This is a genomic window from Streptomyces sp. NPDC057137 (assembly GCF_042670825.1).
Lineage (GTDB): Bacteria > Actinomycetota > Actinomycetes > Streptomycetales > Streptomycetaceae > Streptomyces.
In genome coordinates this window covers 1-17,395 of the sequence record NZ_JBHUUW010000077.1, presented here as the reverse complement: position 1 = coordinate 17,395, position 17,395 = coordinate 1, and the positions used below count along the sequence as shown (strand labels likewise).

The 17,395-nt window shown below is 69.7% G+C and carries 13 protein-coding genes; 11 read left to right on the top strand and 2 right to left on the bottom strand.

The window, feature by feature from the left end; translation table 11 throughout:
- Nucleotides 1–218: 218 nt before the first annotated feature.
- The 9 genes from ACFT9I_RS35230 (at nt 219) to ACFT9I_RS35190 (ending at nt 12,753) form a co-directional block, all read left to right on the top strand.
- Nucleotides 219–1,262, top strand: a complete 1,044-nt coding sequence (locus ACFT9I_RS35230; RefSeq protein WP_382571294.1) for a LacI family DNA-binding transcriptional regulator — start codon at nt 219–221, stop codon at nt 1,260–1,262.
- Nucleotides 1,263–1,522: 260 nt separating this feature from the next.
- Nucleotides 1,523–3,193 (top strand): ABC transporter substrate-binding protein, encoded by a 1,671-nt coding sequence (locus tag ACFT9I_RS35225; RefSeq protein ID WP_382571292.1) that lies wholly within the window; start codon nt 1,523–1,525, stop codon nt 3,191–3,193.
- Nucleotides 3,194–3,205: 12 nt separating this feature from the next.
- Nucleotides 3,206–4,360, top strand: coding sequence for an ABC transporter ATP-binding protein (locus ACFT9I_RS35220; RefSeq protein ID WP_382571290.1), 1,155 nt, complete (start codon nt 3,206–3,208; stop codon nt 4,358–4,360).
- On the top strand, nt 4,357–5,337 hold the full coding sequence (locus ACFT9I_RS35215) for an ABC transporter permease (protein WP_382571289.1): 981 nt from the start codon (nt 4,357–4,359) through the stop codon (nt 5,335–5,337). The genes ACFT9I_RS35220 and ACFT9I_RS35215 overlap by 4 nt, the downstream gene beginning before the upstream one ends.
- 3 nt (nt 5,338–5,340) lie before the next feature.
- Complete coding sequence (locus ACFT9I_RS35210) at nt 5,341–6,480, top strand: ABC transporter permease (RefSeq protein WP_382571287.1); 1,140 nt, start codon at nt 5,341–5,343, stop codon at nt 6,478–6,480.
- Nucleotides 6,477–7,607, top strand: a complete 1,131-nt coding sequence (locus tag ACFT9I_RS35205; RefSeq protein WP_382571285.1) for an ABC transporter ATP-binding protein — start codon at nt 6,477–6,479, stop codon at nt 7,605–7,607. Before ACFT9I_RS35210 ends, ACFT9I_RS35205 begins: the two co-directional genes overlap by 4 nt.
- An 86-nt stretch (nt 7,608–7,693) precedes the next feature.
- A complete protein-coding gene (locus ACFT9I_RS35200; RefSeq protein WP_382571283.1) occupies nt 7,694–9,103 on the top strand; it encodes a GH1 family beta-glucosidase in 1,410 nt (469 codons plus the stop codon).
- A 147-nt stretch (nt 9,104–9,250) separates the two neighbouring features.
- The gene (locus ACFT9I_RS35195) at nt 9,251–11,128 is read left to right on the top strand and encodes a discoidin domain-containing protein (RefSeq protein ID WP_382571281.1); all 1,878 of its coding nucleotides are present in this window, start codon (nt 9,251–9,253) and stop codon (nt 11,126–11,128) included.
- A gap of 269 nt (nt 11,129–11,397) precedes the next feature.
- Entirely contained in the window at nt 11,398–12,753 is a 1,356-nt protein-coding gene (locus ACFT9I_RS35190; RefSeq protein ID WP_382571279.1) for a hypothetical protein, read from the top strand.
- 42 nt (nt 12,754–12,795) lie between these two features.
- Here the strand turns inward: ACFT9I_RS35190 and ACFT9I_RS35185 are convergent, their stop codons facing one another.
- Together ACFT9I_RS35185 and ACFT9I_RS35180 are read right to left on the bottom strand one after the other, a co-directional pair.
- Nucleotides 12,796–13,407, bottom strand: coding sequence for a YceI family protein (locus ACFT9I_RS35185; protein WP_382571277.1), 612 nt, complete (start codon nt 13,405–13,407; stop codon nt 12,796–12,798).
- 202 nt (nt 13,408–13,609) lie between these two features.
- The gene (locus ACFT9I_RS35180; RefSeq protein WP_382571325.1) at nt 13,610–14,821 is read right to left on the bottom strand and encodes a glycoside hydrolase family 64 protein; all 1,212 of its coding nucleotides are present in this window, start codon (nt 14,819–14,821) and stop codon (nt 13,610–13,612) included.
- 533 nt (nt 14,822–15,354) lie between these two features.
- On the opposite strand from ACFT9I_RS35180, the gene ACFT9I_RS35175 reads away from it, so the two are divergent.
- A complete protein-coding gene (locus ACFT9I_RS35175) occupies nt 15,355–16,938 on the top strand; it encodes an acyl-CoA carboxylase subunit beta (protein WP_382571275.1) in 1,584 nt (527 codons plus the stop codon).
- 80 nt (nt 16,939–17,018) lie between these two features.
- Nucleotides 17,019–17,249: an acyl-CoA carboxylase subunit epsilon gene (locus tag ACFT9I_RS35170; protein ID WP_382571273.1), complete on the top strand. Its 231-nt coding sequence runs from the start codon at nt 17,019–17,021 to the stop codon at nt 17,247–17,249.
- The last annotated feature ends 146 nt before the right edge of the window (nt 17,250–17,395 follow it).

The following is a 17,395-nucleotide window of genomic DNA, read 5'->3' as shown; positions in this document are numbered from 1 at the left end:
GGCGAGCGTGAACTCTGTTGTGAACTCCAGTCAAGGGCTTGAACATTCAGAACCTGAACGCATAACGCCCTCTGGGTCCTCAGGAGTCACCTCCCGAGTAATTTCGGTGTGAAGTCTTGACGACTTTGGTCTGGACCGGTTAACTCACCGCTCAAATTGGAACCGGTTCCGGTACCGGTACCGGAACCGGTTCCAGCCCACGATTCGGAGGCCCTCCGATGCGCGTCACCATTGCCGATGTCGCCCGCGCGGCCGGTGTCAGCAAGACGACCGTGTCCCGGGTCATCAACACCAAGGGTGAGGTCGACGGTGGAACGGCCGCCAGGGTCCGCGCCGTCATCGCATCTCTTGGATACGTGCCCAGCTCGGGCGCCGTCGGACTGGCCCGCGGCAACAGCCGTACGGTCGGGATGCTGGTGCCCTCGCTGACCTGGCCGTGGATGGGCGAGGTCCTGCAGGGCGTCGTCGACACGGTGGAGGCCGCCGGCTACGGCCTGCTGCTCTTCACCTTCAACCGCGGGGCGGACTCGGTCGAGCGCTTCACCACCCAGGTCTCCGCACGGGCCTTCGACGGACTGCTCGTCGTCGAACCCGAGAACACGCTCGACAAGATCATCGCCCTCAGTCACAAGGGTCTGCCGGTCGTGCTGATCGACGATCGCGGCAGCCGCCCCGACGAATTCCCCTCCGTCGTGACCACCAATCACGAAGGAGGTGCGTCCGCCGCCCGCCACCTGCTGGCCGACGGACGCAGCAGACCGCTGGTCATCACGGGGCCGGAGCAGTTCGGCTGCGTACGCGACCGGCTCGGCGGTTTCCGCGAGATCCTCCCGACCGACCTGGTCGCGGTGGGGGACTTCACGGAGCTGTCCGGACGCCTGGCCGTCGAGCAACTCCTCGCCGCCGGGACCCCGTTCGACTCCGTCTTCGCGCACAACGACATCAGCGCCGCGGGGGCGCTGCGGGCGTTGCGCGCGGCGGGGCGGTCGGTGCCGGACGACATCGCCGTGGTCGGGTTCGACGACATCCCGATGGCCCAGCACACCGAACCGCCCCTGACGACCGTCCGCCAGCCCACCCGGCGGATGGGGGAGACGGCGGCGCGGATGCTGCTCGGGCACCTGGGAGGGACGACCGCGCAGGAAACGGTCGTTCTTCCGACGGAATTGGTCGTACGGCAGTCGGCACCGCTGGCGGTGGCGAACTCCGCGCCGGTCGCGAGCCCGTCCGCCGTTGTTCCCGCCGACTCCGTATCCGCGTGACACGGGTTTCCGTGAGTACCACCCGACAGCACCCGAACCATCTGAACCGCTTTATCACCTGAATCACCTGAATCACCTGATACGCCGTCAGAACGGCACAGCCGCAAGGCCGCACAGCTGTAGAACCGGTCCACCAGCACGCGCACACCAGCACGCCCGCACCCGCACACAGCACCTGGTATCGCACCACACCCGGTCCTCAGGCCCCAGTTCCACGGGCCCGCCGTCCCACAGAGCTGCATTCCCTTTCTGGAGTCGCCATGTCCGCACACCGCAAGCTCCGGGCGCTTGCCGCCGCCACCGTCGTGGCCGCGCTCGCCGCCGGATGTTCCTCGGCCAACTCGGATGCCAACCGGTCATCAGGCGGCGCCTCCGGCGTCCTCACCATCGGTATGCCGAACGGCCCGCAGACCAACAACAGCAACCCGTTCCTCGGCACGTCCGCCGGTGCGTCGCTCGGCTACCGCTACATGATCTACGAGCCCCTGGTGATGACGAACCAGGTGCGCCCCAGCGAGAAGGGCAAGCCCTGGCTGGCGAGCGACTGGAAGTGGGAGGCGAACTTCACCAAGGTCACCTTCACCATCGACGACCGGGCGAAGTGGTCGGACGGCAAGAAGCTGACCGCCGAGGACGTGGCGTTCACCTTCGGGCTGATCAAGAAGTTCCCGGCGCTCAACGGCAACGGCGTGCCCTACGACGGCATAACCGTGGAGGGCGGCAAGGTCGTCCTCACCTTCAAGGACTCGCAGTTCGTCAACCAGAACAAGATCGCCACGACGTTCATCGTCCCCAAGCACATCTGGGAGACGGTCAAGGACCCGGCGACCTGGCCCAACCGCAAGCCGCTCGGCTCGGGGCCGTACAAGCTCAAGACGTTCACGCCGCAGACCACCACGCTCGACACGACGTCCTCCTACTGGAAGGGCAAGACGCAGGTGAAGGAGCTCCGCTTCACCTCGTACAACGACAACAGCGCGCAGACCACCGCACTCGCCAACGGCAAGGCCGAGTGGTCGTTCGTGTTCATGCCGAACTACAAGCAGCTGTACGTCGCCAAGGACCCCAAGAACAACAAGCTCTGGTTCCCCTCCGGACTCGGCATCCACGGACTGTGGTTCAACACCACCAAGGGCGCGCTCAGCGACCCGGCGCTCCGCAAGGCCATGGCCATGGTGGTCGACCGCAAGGCGATCCACATCCAGGCGCAGGCCACGCTCTACCCGGAGATCACCAACCCGACCGGCATCCCGCTGCCCGCCGGTGAGTCCTTCCTCGCCCCCGAGTACAAGGGCGCCACGATCAAGCCCGACGTCGCCGGCGCGAAGAAGCTGCTGGACGAGGCGGGTTACACGCTCGACGGCGGTGTCCTGAAGGACCCCGACGGCAAGGCCGTGAAGCTGACCTTCACCGACCCCGCCGGCTGGAACGACTACATCACCGGTCTGTCCATCATCAAGGACAACATCAAGCCCCTGGGCATCGAGGCGAAGGTCAAGACGCAGACCGCCGAGGCGTGGACCTCCGACGTCGGCAACGGCAATTTCGACGCCACGCTGCACTGGACCAACTCCGGTGCCACGCCGTACGACATGTACCAGAACATCATGGACGGCGCGCTGCTCCAGCCCATCGGCAAGAACGCGCCGCTCGGCAACTTCGGCCGGTTCGACAGCCCCGAGGCGACCAAGGCGCTGAAGGAGTACGCGAACGCGACGGAGGACTCGGCGCGCACCACGGCGCTGAACACCATCCAGAAGATCATGGTCGACGAGGTCCCGATGATCCCGACGGCGGCGGCGCCCATCGGTGCGGAGTACTCCACGAAGAACTGGGTGGGCTGGCCGACGGAGGCCGACCCGTACGGCCCGCCGCAGCCGACCCAGCCCAACGCGCTGGATGTCGTTCTGCACCTCAAGCCCGCGAAGTGACGAGGCCGGCCGATGACCAACCATGACCGTGACCCCGCCGAGAGCGGCGCCACTCACGACAGCGACATCGTGCTCGAAGCGCGCGGCGTCACCAAGCACTTCCCCGTCAGACGGACCGTCGGCGACATCGTCGCCCGTCGGCGCCGTACCGTCCACGCCGTGGACGACGTCTCGCTGCGCCTGCGGCGCGGCAGCGTCACGGCGCTGGTCGGTGAGTCGGGGTCGGGCAAGTCGACGGTGGCCCGGCTGCTGTCACAGCTGTATCCGTTGACCGACGGCGAGATACGGCTCGGCGGCACCCCGGTCAAGGCTGGTCGCGGCCGGTCCTTCCGGGCGTACGTGAAACAGGTCCAGCTGATCTTCCAGGACCCGTTCGCCTCGCTCAATCCCGTGCACACGGTGCGCTACCACCTCACCCGCTCGCTGAAGATCCACGGCAAGCAGGCCACCGAGGCGGAGGCGTGCGAACTGCTGGAACGGGTCCAACTGCTGCCACCTCTTCAGTACTTGGACAAATTCCCGCACGAGCTGTCCGGCGGCCAGCGCCAGCGCGTCGCCATCGCGCGGGCGCTGGGCGCCGACCCCAAGGTGCTCCTGGCCGACGAGCCCGTCTCGATGCTGGACGTCTCCATCCGGCTCGGCGTACTGAACCTGCTGCGTGACCTCAAGGAGCGCCTGCACCTCGCGATCCTCTACATCACGCACGACATCGCGTCCGCGCGGTACTTCGCGGACACGACCCTGGTGATGTACGCCGGCCGGATCGTGGAGGGCGGCGACAGCGAGACCGTCACCCAGCAACCCGCGCACCCTTATACCCAGTTGCTCATCGCCTCGGCCCCCGACCCCGACCGGATCGCGGACGAGGAGGCCCAGGAGGAGACCGGAAGCGGCGAGCCCCCTTCACTCATCTCCCCGCCGGGGGGCTGCCGCTTCCACCCTCGTTGCCCCAAGGCGATGGAGCGCTGCCGCACGGAACTGCCGCCGCGCTTCGAGCTCGACGACGGCCAGTGGGCGGCGTGCTGGCTGTACGAGGACCGCCCCGTCACCACGGCCGTCCCCGGCGCCCCCGCGAGCAGCGACGGCACCGGCACCGGCACGGGCAGCGACGGCACCGCCACCGGCACCGGGTCCACCACGAGCACGACGGAGGTGGCGGCGAAGTGAAGTTCGTCCTCCAGCGGATCCTCTTCTACGCCGTCACGGCGTGGGCAGCGATCACCATCAACTTCCTGATCCCGCGGCTGATGCCCGGCGATCCGGTCCAGGCCCTGATCGCCAGGTTCCAGGGCCAGCTCGACACCAGCGCGATCGCCTCCCTCAAGGCCCTGTTCGGCCTCGACAAGGAACGCTCGCTCTGGCAGCAGTACACCGACTACTGGGGCCAGCTCTTCCAGGGCGACCTCGGGCTCTCCTTCACCTTCTTCCCGACGCCCGTCAGCGAGGTCATCTCGCAGTCGCTGCCCTGGACTCTGGTACTGGTCGGCCTCACCACCCTGATCAGCTTCCTGCTCGGCACCGGCATCGGGGTCTACAGCGGCTGGCGGCGCGGTTCCTGGATGGACAGCCTGCTGCCGGTCACGACGTTCATCTCCTCGATCCCGTACTTCTGGCTCGGGCTCATCGCCATCGCGCTGTTCGCCGTGAAGTGGCCGATCTTCCCGGCCGCCGGCGGCTACGACAGCTCGCTGGTGCCCGCGTTCGACGTGCCGTTCATCTCCAGCGCGCTCTACCACGGCTTCCTGCCCGGCGTCACGATCGTCCTCAGCGCCATCGCCGGCTGGATCCTCGGCATGCGCAACATGATGGTGACCGTCTCGTCCGAGGACTACGTCATGGTCGCCCAGGCCAAGGGGCTCTCCGAGCGCCGCGTGATGTTCTCGTACGCCGCGCGCAATGCGATCCTCCCCAACATCTCCGGCTTCGCGCTCTCACTGGGCTTCATCGTCGGCGGCACGCTGCTCGTGGAGATGGTCTTCTCCTATCCGGGCATCGGCTACCAACTCTTCCAGGCCGTCGGCGCCAAGGACTATCCGCTGATGCAGGGCGTCTTCCTGATCATCACGCTGTCCGTGCTCGCGGCGAATCTGCTCGCGGACATGGTCTATCTCTTCCTCGACCCGCGCACCCGGAAGGAGGCCTGAGCCATGTCCATTCCCGCAACAGAGGTCGCCGTACTCGACGCGGCTCCGGCGCCCACCCCCTCCAAGCGAGCCAGGCTGCGCTTCCTGCGCGGCGGCAAGACCCTCACCGGGATCTCGATCCTGGGGTTCTTCACCCTGCTCGCGATCATCGGGCCGTGGATCGCCCCGTACGACCCCGACATGATGAGCGACAACCTGCTCCAGCCGCCGTCCGGCGACCACTGGTTCGGCACCACGCAGACCGGTCAGGACGTGCTGTCGCAGATCCTCGTCGGCACCCGGGGCGTGCTCCTGGTGGGCTTCATCGCCGGTTTCCTCGCGACGGTGCTGTCCGTGCTGATCGGCGTCACCTCCGGGTTCCTCGGCGGCGTCATGGACGAGATCCTCTCGGCGCTCTCCAACATCTTCCTCGTCATCCCGGCGCTGCCGCTGATCATCATCATCGCCAGCTTCGTCTCCGACGCGGGCGACCTGCTGATCGCCGGCGTGATCGCCTTCACGTCCTGGGCGTGGGGGGCGCGGGTGCTGCGCGCCCAGACCCTCTCGCTGCGCAAACGCGACTACGTCGAGGCCGCGAGAGCCACCGGCGAACCGACCTGGCGGATCATCGGCTTCGAGATCATGCCGAACCTCACCGCCGTGATCGCTTCCGGCTTCGTCGGCACCGTCATCTTCGCCGTCCTGCTGGAGATCACCCTCGCCTTCATCGGCGTCGCCGACATCTCCAACTGGAACTGGGGCACCGTCCTGTTCTGGGCGCAGTCCAACCAGGCGCTCGCGCAGGGCGCGTGGTGGTGGTTCGTCCCCGCCGGGCTCTGCATCGCGCTCCTCGGCACCGCGCTCGCGCTGATCAACTTCGGCATCGACGAGTTCGTGAACCCGCGGCTGCGCACCGAGACCGGCTCCTCGCGGAAGATCCGGATGCGGGTCGGCTTCACGCCGGTGGCGCGCACGGACCGTACCAACGGGGCGGGTAAGAACGGGGCGGGTACGAACGGGACGGCGTCCGCGGTCGCGGGCGCCCTCGTCAAGAGCGGTACGAACGGCAGCGGCCCCGCCAAGGGCGCCCCGCCGGAACGGACCCCCGAACAGACCCCCGCAGGGACGCCCGACCGCACGCCCGACAAGGAGCCCCGCGCATGACGACCGGTCGCCCCGTCCTCACCATCAGCGGCCTCAATGTCGATTACGGCACCGGCCCCGGCGCGGTCCACGCGCTGCGCGACATCGACCTGACCCTGCACCGCGGCGAGGTCCTCGGCCTCGCCGGCGAGTCGGGCTCGGGCAAGTCCACGCTCGCCTACGCCGTCACCCGGCTGCTCTCGCCGCCCGGGGTGATCACCGGCGGCGACGTCCACTACCAGCCGCCGCAGGACGGCGCGGCCCCGGTGGACCTGCTGACGCTCACGCCGCAGGAACTGCGCGCCTTCCGCTGGCAGGAGCTGTCGATCGTCTTCCAGGGCGCGATGAACTCCCTCAACCCCGTGCACACGGTGCACAGTCAGCTCACCGACGTGCTCAGGGCGCACCGTCCGGAGATGAAGTCGGCCGAGCGCACCGCACGCGCCGAGGAACTGCTGACACTGGTCGGGATCTCCCGCGACCGGCTCGGCGCGTTCCCGCACCAGCTCTCCGGCGGCATGCGCCAGCGTGTGATGATCGCGATGGCGCTCGCGCTGGAGCCCGAGATCGTCATCATGGACGAACCGACCACCGCGCTCGATGTAGTGATGCAGCGTCAGATCCTGCGCAAGCTCGTCGCGCTCCGCGAGGAGCTGGGCTTCTCGGTCGTCTTCATCACCCACGACATCTCGCTGCTGATCGAGTTCTCGGACCGGATCGCGATCATGTACGGCGGCCGGATCGTCGAGGAGGCGGGCGCCGCCGAGATCTACCGCGACCCGCGCCACCCCTACAGCGACGGGCTGCTCCACTCCTTCCCCGCGCTGCACGGGCCCCGCAGGGAGCTGACCGGCATCCCCGGCTCGCCGCCGCACCTGACGGCGATGCCGACGGGCTGCGCCTTCCATCCGCGCTGCGGCAAGGCGTTCGACCCGTGCGCCGAGCACGTACCGGTGCTGGCCGCGCCGGACGGCGCGCCCGAACGCACCGTGGCCTGCTGGCTGCACCACTCGCCCCCCGCCTCGCCCCCCGCCCCGGCGTTCGCGTCGGGCGCGGAGCCGGCAGCGGAGTCCGGGACGGGGCCGGCCGCGCCCGAGGCCGCGGCCCCGGACCCGGCCGGGGACACCTCGGCGGCCCGCTCCGGCTGATCCACGCCCCGACCAGGCCCCGACCAGGCCCTGTCCGCGCCCGCGCCCCGCCCGCGCCGTGCGCTCACCCATGAACCAGGAGACCCATGAACGCCACCCCCGTCCAGGACCTCACCCGCCCCGCCACGGCGCTCAAGGGCCTGCCTGCCGATTTCCGTTGGGGCGTCGCCACCTCCGCCTACCAGATCGAGGGAGCGGCTGCCGAGGACGGCAGGACCCCCTCGATCTGGGACACCTTCTGCCGGGTCCCGGGTGCGGTGGAGGGCGGTGAGCACGGCGACGTGGCGTGCGACCACTACCACCGGATGCCGCAGGACGTGGAGCTGATCGCGGGCCTCGGCGTCGACACGTACCGCTTCTCGCTCGCCTGGCCGCGCATCCAGCCCGGCGGGCGCGGTCCGGGCAACGCGAAGGGCCTGGACTTCTACAAGCGCCTCGTCGACGAGCTGCACGGCAGGAACATCACCCCGTGGATCACGCTCTACCACTGGGACCTGCCGCAGGAGTTGGAGGACGCGGGCGGCTGGCCGGCCCGCGACACGGCGTACCGCTTCGCCGACTACGCCGCCATCGCCTACGACGCGCTCGGCGACAGCGTCGAGCACTGGACCACACTCAACGAGCCCTGGTGCTCGGCGGTCCTCGGTTACGACACGGGCGTCCACGCCCCCGGCCGTAAGGACTTCGGCGACTCGATCCGCGCCGTGCACCACCTCCTGCTCGGCCACGGACTCGCCTCGCGGCGTATCCGCGACGCCGCGGGCGACAACCCGCTCGAACTCGGCATCACCCTCAACCTCGGTACGGCCACGCCCGAGACCGACAGCGACGCGGACCGCGAGGCCTGCCGCCGCGCCGACGGCCAGGGCCGGCGCCTCTACCTCGACCCGCTCGTCCACGGCCGCTACCCCGAGGACGTCGTCGCCGACCTGGCACTGCGCGGCGCCGAACTGCCCGTCCAGGACGGCGACCTGGAGATCATCGCCAATCCGCTGGACGTCCTCGGCGTCAACTTCTACCGGGGAGCCCTCTTCTCCGGCGTCACCGAGAGCGGCTCCGCGGTGGACGACGACGGGCTCCCCGTCACCCGCGGCGTGCCCCGTGACCTGCCCCGTACCGCCATGGACTGGGAGATCACGCCGACCGAACTCACCGACCTCCTCCTGGGCCTTCAGGAGGACTACGCCATCCCCACCGTCATCACCGAGAACGGAGCGGCCTTCGACGACACCGTCGCCGCCGACGGCTCCGTCCCGGACGCGGACCGGACCGCGTATCTCGCGGACCACCTCGCGGCCGTCGCCGAGGCGCGCGCACAGGGCGCCGACGTACGCGGCTATTTCGCCTGGTCGCTGATGGACAACTTCGAGTGGGCGTACGGCTACGACAAGCGCTTCGGCATTGTCCGCGTCGACTACGACACCCAGGTCAGGACCCTCAAGGACAGCGCCAAGTGGTACCGCGACACGATCGGACTCACCCGCGAGGCGCGATAGGTCCCCACCGGACCCCGGCTTCCGCTCCCGCCCCGGCACACAGCACGCCGAGGGCGGGGGCGGGGCCGTCCGCCCGCACACATCGATCGCGGTAACACCCCCGTACGGACATCGCTCCACTCACCCGTATCGCCAACGGAGTCAACGATGCCCCCACGTACGTCCTTACTCGCGACCACCACCCTCGCCCTGCTCGCGCTGTCGGCGCCGCTCGCCTTCGGCGCGCCGCCGAGCCCGCCCGCCGTCCAGGCCGCCGCGGCCTGGAACACCGACCGCGCGGCGGAAGCCGTCGCGGCCAGACCGGCGGCCGTCACCACCTCCGGCGCCGAGAACGCGGGCACCCCCGCCACCGCCGCCTTCGACAACAACCCCACCACCCGGTGGGCGAGCAACTTCGCCGACAACGCCTGGATCCAGGTCGACCTCGGCAGCGTCATCCGCGTCAGCCAGGTCAAGCTCGAATGGGAAGCCGCCTACGGCAAGAGTTACGTCCTGGAGATCTCCAGGAACGGCACCGACTGGACGGACTTCTACACCGAGAACGAGGGCACCGGCGGCACCGTCACCGCGCACACGTACCCGCAGGAGGCCACCGGGCGCTACGTCCGGATGCGCGGCGTCGAGCGCGCCACCGCCTGGGGCTACTCCCTCTTCTCCTTCCAGGTCTTCGGCGGCGAACCCGCTCCCGCCTCCACCACGCGCAGCAACCTGGCGCTGAACCACCCCGCGTACGGCGAGCTCTACCAGCACGCGGGCAACTCACCGGCCTTCGTCACCGACGGCGGCTGGCCGGCCGACCTCAAGGCCGACCAGTCCCGCTGGTCGAGCGACTGGAACCAGAACCGCTGGGTGGGTGTGGACCTCGGCGCGCAGTCCACGATCCAGTCCGTGGACCTCTACTGGGAGGCCGCCTACGCGGTCAACTTCGACCTCCAGGTCTCCGACGACAACCGCAACTGGCGCACCGTCCACCAGCCTTCGGCCGCGCAGATCGCGGAGCGCCGGGCGAACATCAAGTCCCCGGCCGACGCCGTCGGCAGACACGACACGATCAACCTGCCGACCCCGGCGACCGGCCGCTACGTGCGGATGCTGGGCAAGGAGCGCCGCTCCTTCTACAACCCGGCACCGTCGACGGCGCAGTTCGGCTACTCGCTGTACGAGTTCCAGGTCTGGGGCACCGGCGGCAGCGCGGCGGCGGCGTACCCCGCACTGCCGCAGAACCCTGGCGGCGCCTACCGGCAGACCTTCTTCGACGACTTCACCGGCTCCGGCCTCGACCGCAACAAGTGGCGCGTGGTCCGCACCGGCCAGGAGATGGGCTCCGTCAACGGCGAGTCGCAGGCGTACGTGGACTCGCCGGACAACATCAAGACCCAGAACGGGGCGCTCGTCCTGGAGTCGAAGTACTGCAAGGGCTGCACCACGGTGCCGGGCGGCGGCACGTACGACTTCACCTCCGGCCGCGTCGACACCAACACCAAGTTCGACTTCACGTACGGCAAGGTCAGCGCCCGTATGAAGCTCCCCGTCGGCGACGGCTTCTGGCCGGCTTTCTGGCTGCTGGGCAGCGACGTCGACGACCCGTCGGTGTCGTGGCCGGGCTCGGGCGAGACGGACATCATGGAGAACGTCGGCTACGCGGACTGGACGAGCACCGCGCTGCACGGCCCCGGGTACTCGGCCGCCGGCAACATCGGCAAGTCGCAGACCTTCCCGAACGGGGGCCGGGTCGACCAATGGCACACCTACGCCGTCGAGTGGACGCCCGAGGGCATGATCTTCACCGTCGACGACCAGGTGGTGCAGACGACGTCGCGGCAGAAGCTGGAGTCGACCCGTGGCGAGTGGGTCTTCGACCACAACCAGTACGTGATCCTCAACCTGGCGCTGGGCGGCGCCTACCCGGCCGGGCACAACCAGGTCACCACGCCGTACTGGGGTCTGCCCCAGTCGAGCGTCGACAAGGTCGCGCAGGGCGGCGTGAAGGCGGAGATCGACTGGGTGCGGGTCGAGCAGAAGTAGCCGCACGGATGTAGGCGCGCGGACGCAGCGGCACCGACGTCGCGGCGTGGATGTAGCGGCGCGGATGTAGCGGTGCTGACGTGGCGCCTTCGGAACCCCCATGAGTGACGCACCCGGGCCTCCCCGCCCGGGTGCGTCGCTCGTTCCGGCCGGGGGCTCCGCGGGCGCCGTGCCCCGCCCCGTGGGCGCCCCGTCCGGCCCCCTCACGTCATCGTTCCGTTCTATTTCGCCCACTCCGGATAGTGGCCCCCTCCGGTACCGTCGGTGATATGAGGACGAGGCTGTTCACCACTCTGTCCGGGCTGCTGCTCGCCTTTACCGGGGCCGCCGTCGTCGCGGCGCCGAGCGCGCAGGCAGCCACCGGCCCCGATGCCGTGGCCGAGGCCTTCAAGAAGGGCCCGGTCTATGTCGACCCGCGCGCCTCCGACCAGCTCTCCCGGTCGGACGCCGACGCGCTGACGAAGAAGATCAAGGACGCGGACAAGCCGGTCTTCGTCGCCGTTCTGCCGCAGGCCGCAGATTTCAACCCGGACAACACACTGCTGGACAGGCTCCGGACCGCGACCGGGGTGTCCGGCGTCTACGCTGTACGCCTCGGCGACAAGTTCGACGCCGCCGCGGACGCCCGTAACCTGCCGCCCGACACCGTCCGTACGATCACCGACGGCGCGAAGGGCACAGGCGCCGTCGGGGCATCGACGGAGCTGAACAACTTCGTGGACCAGGCGCTCGCCGAGACCCGCGGCCAGGCGCCCGCAGGCTGGGACACGTCCTCCGGCGACGGCACCGACGGCGGATCCGCGACGACCGGGCTGATCACGCTCGGCGGCGTCGTCGTGCTGGGCGGCGCCGGTGTGTACGCGGTGCTGCGCCGCAACCGCCTCCGTAAGGAGGAGCGCGACAGGCAGGCCCTGGATAAGCTCCGGGTGGTCGTGGACGAGGACATCACCGCCTTCGGCGAGGAACTCGACCGGCTCGACTTCCACCCGGGCGAGAAGGGCGCCGACGACGCGATGCGCGCGGACTACGAGCAGGGGCTGGACGCGTACGAGAAGGCGAAGTCCCTGATGGACCGCGCAGAGCGCCCGGACGATGTACGCGGGGTGACCGAGGCGTTGGCGGACGGCCGCTTCTCGCTCGCCTCACTCGCGGCGCGACGGGAGGGCACGCCGCTGCCGGAGCGCCGTTCTCCGTGTTTCTTCGACCCCCGGCACGGTCCTTCCACGAAGGACGTGGACTGGTCTCCGCCGCCCGGCGGCGCCGTCCGTGCCATCCCCGTCTGCGCGGCCGACGCGGCGCGCCTGGAGGACGGCGACGACCCCATGACGCGGATGGTGCAGACCGAGCACGGCCCGCGCCCGTACTACGACGCGGGTCCGGCGTACGGCCCCTGGGCCGGCGGCTACTTCGGCGGCGGCGTGCTCCCCGCCCTGCTGGTGGGCACCATGCTCGGCACGGTCATGACCACCCCCGCCTACGCCGCGGACTACGGCGGCGGCGACTACACCGGCTACGACGGCGGCTCGGGCGGTGACTTCGGCTCGGGCGGCGGATTCGACGGAGGCGGCTTCGGCGGGGGAGGGGACTTCGGAGGCGGCGGCGGTTTCGACGGGGGCGGGTTCTGAGACTGCCCCCGGTCGGCTCCGCCGCCCGCGCTCCGGTACGGGTCAGGCGGCGGCGGGCTGGTTCTTGATCGCCGAGATGTCGAAGACCAGCTTCACCTTGTCGCTGACGACGACGCCGCCGGACTCCAGCGCGGCGTTCCAGGTCAGGCCCCAGTCCGAGCGCGAGATCGTGGCGCTGCCCTCGAAGCCGACACGCTCGTTGCCGTACGGGTCGATCGCCTTGCCGTTGAACTCCAGGTCGATCGTGAGCGGCTTGGTGACGTCCTTGATGGTGAGGTCACCGGTGATGCGGTAGTCGTCGCCGCCCGCCTGCTCCGCGCCGGTCGAGCGGAAGGTCATCTTGGGGAACGTCTCGGCGTCGAAGAAGTCCGCGCTGCGCAGGTGACCGTCACGGTCGGGCGCGCCGGTGTCGATGCTCTCGATCTCCACGTCGATCGAGGCGGAGGAGTTCTCCGGCTTCGAGCCGTCCAGGCTCAGCGTGCCCTCGTGCTTGCTGAACGTGCCGCGCACGTTGGTGACCATGGCGTGACGCACGGTGAAGCCGATGCTGCTGTGCGACGGGTCGATGGTGTAGTCACCGGTCAGGTGGGCCAGGTCGGGGTTGACCGGGGCGGTGGCGACGTCGGTGTCCGACTTGCGGTTGAACAGAGACATGGGGTTTCTCCCGGGGTTATTTGTTTAGCGTTCAAGTACTGAGTCGAAGCGTAGACCTGTCTCGTTCAAATTTCAACATCTTCCGCCGATCGGGTGACGCCGGGCCGATCGGGTGACGCCGGCCGGAGCGCGACGGTGCCCCGCCGCCCCCTCCTTGGGAGGAGAGGCGACGGGGCACCGTCACGCCTGGAGTCCGCGGACCTCAGGAACCGACCGACACGGTGAAGCGCACCGGGTTGCCGTCGTGCGCCGCGCCCGAGACGTCCGGCTCGCCGTCCGGCCGTACGTCGTCGTAGGGGAACGCGTACCCGATCGGGGTGTTGGCGTGCAGCACCCGCGCCCAGTGGTTGGTGGACGGGTCCTTGTAGTAGTCCGCCGCCGTGGCCCCGTTCGGCTGGTCGGGGTGGGTGAGCAGCGTCGAGCGGTTGAAGCCGGCGGCCAGTCGCGCGAGGAGCGCCTTCTTGTCGTCCGAGTCGCCCGGGTTGTTGGTGAAGGGGCCGTGGTTGCAGGTGAAGATGTCCTTCGAGGACGGCTTGGAGAAGGTGTGGCCGCCGGCGAAGGTGAGCGTGTCGCCGCTGACCCGGCCGGCCAGCACGCCCCGCCCGCCCTGGAGGTCGATCTTGAGGTCCTCGGCGGCGTACTTCTGCCAGACCTGGTCGATGTAGCCGTCGAAGACGTCCCTGAAGGGCATCTCCTCGGGCCGGTCGAAGTACGGCGCCATCGCGTTCTGCGGCGCGATCACCCGCAGGACCTGGCCGTCGGCGCCGCGCGTGACCAGCTTGTCCCACGGCTGCCCGTCGGCCGCCGCCTGCGCGGTCAGACCGTCGGCGATCTTCTGGAGTGCGCCTTCGGGCAGCGGGGCGACCTCGTGCTTCGCGTCGCCCTCCAGCGTGATCCCGATGGGCAGCGCGGTCACCAGGTCGACGTAGCTGATGTTCGAGTACAACTGCTGCGGGTTGAAGGTGAATTCGGCGAACGACCAGGTGCGCCCGTAGTTGGGGTCGTTCTCGCTCGCGAAGGCCGGCTCGACCAGGGACGGACCCGGGTTCAGGAAGAAGTCCAGGGTGTCGTCGCGTACGAAGTAGACGCGCGCGCCGAACATCTGAGGCAGCGTCAGCGTCACGGCGGCGCCGCCCGCCGCGCCCAGCGGAATGGCGCAGTCGACCGGCAGCGGGGTGTTGGCCTCGGCGGGCGACTCCGGCTTGTACACGCTGCCGTCGGCGCGGAGCAGCACCCAGCGGTCGGTGCCCTGCTCGTGGCCGGTGACGTACGCGTTGACCGAGCCCGGCAACGACTTGTTCACCAGGGCGAGTTCGCAGGTGTCGGCGGCGGCCGAGGCGCGGGGGCTGAGAGCGCTTCCCCAGACGGGGTAGGTGAGCGCCGTCGCCGCGGCGGCCGTACCGGTCAGAAACATTCTGCGCGATATCACGGATGTTCTCCTGAGATGTGGGGGGAACGCGGTGAGGCGCGGTATGTGGGGGGCCGCGCCTGCGTCTGCGCCCCACTCTCGTCACGTGTCCGGGACGCGTCAAGAGTTTGACTGAGAGCGCTCTCAATAGTTCGGGAGTCTTCACAACCTGACGCCGGCCGCTCACCCGCCGCCATCGAAACCGGTCGCGGCAAGGTCCGGCAGGGCCCCGATGAGTCCCCCACAGGGCCCCGCCAAGGCCCCTAAGAGGCCCCCACGGGCCCCCGCCCGCGCCCCGGTCCGGCATCCTCAGTCGCCCCGCCGTCACCCCGCGCCACACGGTGACGACGCGTGACGCGTGGTTGGCCACCGGCCGACATCGGACTGACATCTGGAGGAATCTCACAAGCGCGAGGGGCCCCGGGCTGTTGACTCGCCCTGCGCCCACCCCGGTTCTGTCCAGCCCCACCAGGAATCCGGGCAGGAGACTGTGTGGAGTCGACGGCGGCTTTTGCCGCTGTTCTTCGTAGGGTCGGTACATGACCGTTGTGGACCAGACGCCGAGTGAGCCCGTCGACGCCCGTGGGCGCGTGGCCGAGCTGCACTCGCTGCGGGGGCAGGCGCTGAGCGGGCCGAGCGAACGCGCGACCGAGGCGCAGCACGCCAAGGGGAAGCTGACGGCTCGCGAACGCATCGCGCTGCTGCTCGACGAGGGCTCGTTCAAAGAGGTTGAGCAGCTGCGCCGGCACCGGGCCACCGGTTTCGGCCTGGAGGCCAAGAAGCCGTACACGGACGGGGTGATCACCGGCTGGGGGACGGTCGAAGGCCGCACGGTCTTCGTGTACGCGCACGACTTCCGTATCTTCGGCGGCGCCCTGGGCGAGGCCCACGCCACCAAGATCCACAAGATCATGGACATGGCCATCTCGGCCGGTGCTCCGCTGGTCTCGCTGAACGACGGCGCGGGCGCCCGTATTCAGGAGGGCGTCTCCGCGCTCGCCGGTTACGGCGGCATCTTCCAGCGCAACACCAAGGCGTCGGGTGTCATCCCGCAGATCAGCGTGATGCTCGGCCCGTGCGCCGGCGGTGCCGCGTACAGCCCCGCCCTCACCGACTTCGTGTTCATGGTCCGTGAGACGTCGCAGATGTTCATCACCGGCCCCGACGTCGTCAAGGCGGTCACGGGCGAGGAGATCACCCAGAACGGACTCGGCGGCGCGGACGTGCACGCCGAGACCTCGGGCGTCGCGCACTTCGCGTACGACGACGAGGAGACGTGCATCGCCGAGGTCCGCTACCTGCTGGCGATGCTCCCCTCGAACAACCGCGAGAACCCGCCCGTCACCGAGTCCGACGACCCGGCCGACCGCCGCTCCGACGTGCTGCTCGACCTCGTCCCGGCCGACGGCAACCGCCCGTACGACATGCGCAAGGTCATCGAGGAGCTCGTCGACGACGGCGACTTCCTGGAGATCCACGAGCGCTGGGCCACCAACATCATCTGCGCGCTGTCCCGGCTGAACGGCCAGGTCGTCGGCATCGTCGCCAACCAGCCGCAGTCCCTCGCGGGCGTCCTGGACATCGAGGCCTCCGAGAAGGCCGCGCGCTTCGTCCAGATGTGCGACGCCTTCAACATCCCGATCGTGACCCTGCTGGACGTACCCGGCTTCCTGCCCGGCGTCGACCAGGAGCACGGCGGCATCATCCGCCACGGGGCGAAGCTGCTGTACGCGTACTGCAACGCCACCGTCCCGCGGATCTCGCTCATCCTGCGCAAGGCGTACGGGGGTGCTTACATCGTCATGGATTCGCAGTCCATCGGCGCCGACCTCACCTATGCCTGGCCGACCAACGAGATCGCGGTGATGGGCGCGGAAGGCGCCGCCAACGTCATCTTCCGCAAGCAGATCGCCGAGGCCGAGGACCCCGAGGCCATGCGCGTGCGCATGGTGAAGGAGTACAAGGCCGAGCTGATGCACCCGTACTACGCCGCGGAGCGCGGTCTGGTCGACGACGTCATCGACCCGGCCGAGACCCGTGAGGTCCTCGTCTCGGCCCTCGCGATGCTCCGTACGAAGCACGCCGACCTGCCGTCGCGCAAGCACGGCAACCCCCCGCAGTGAGCCCGCGCCCCGCCGGACGCGGCCCCGTGCCGCCGCCCATGACGCCGCCCACCTGCCGAGAAGACGGAGACACGAGCCCGATGAACGATTCCGACAACTCCCCGCTCCGCGCCGACAGCTCGCTGCTCCGCGTCGAGAAGGGCCAGGCGGGCCCCGAGGAACTGGCCGCCATCACCGCCGTCCTCATGGCGCGCGCCGCGGCCCGCCCCGACGCGGACGCCGCCTCGGCCCACCGCGGCCGCTCCACGGCCGGCTGGCGCCGTCTGGAGCGCACGCCGGGCTTCCGGGCCCCGCACAGCTGGCAGGGCTGAGCCCAGGCGCCCCAGCGGCCGTACAGCGCCACGAGAGCCCCGCACGGACCACCGTGCGGGGCTCTCGCGCCGACGGGGCCCGTGAGCGCCCACGCGCGAAGCCGGGAGCGACCACGCGGAAAGGCCGCGGCCCCGCACTCCGAGGA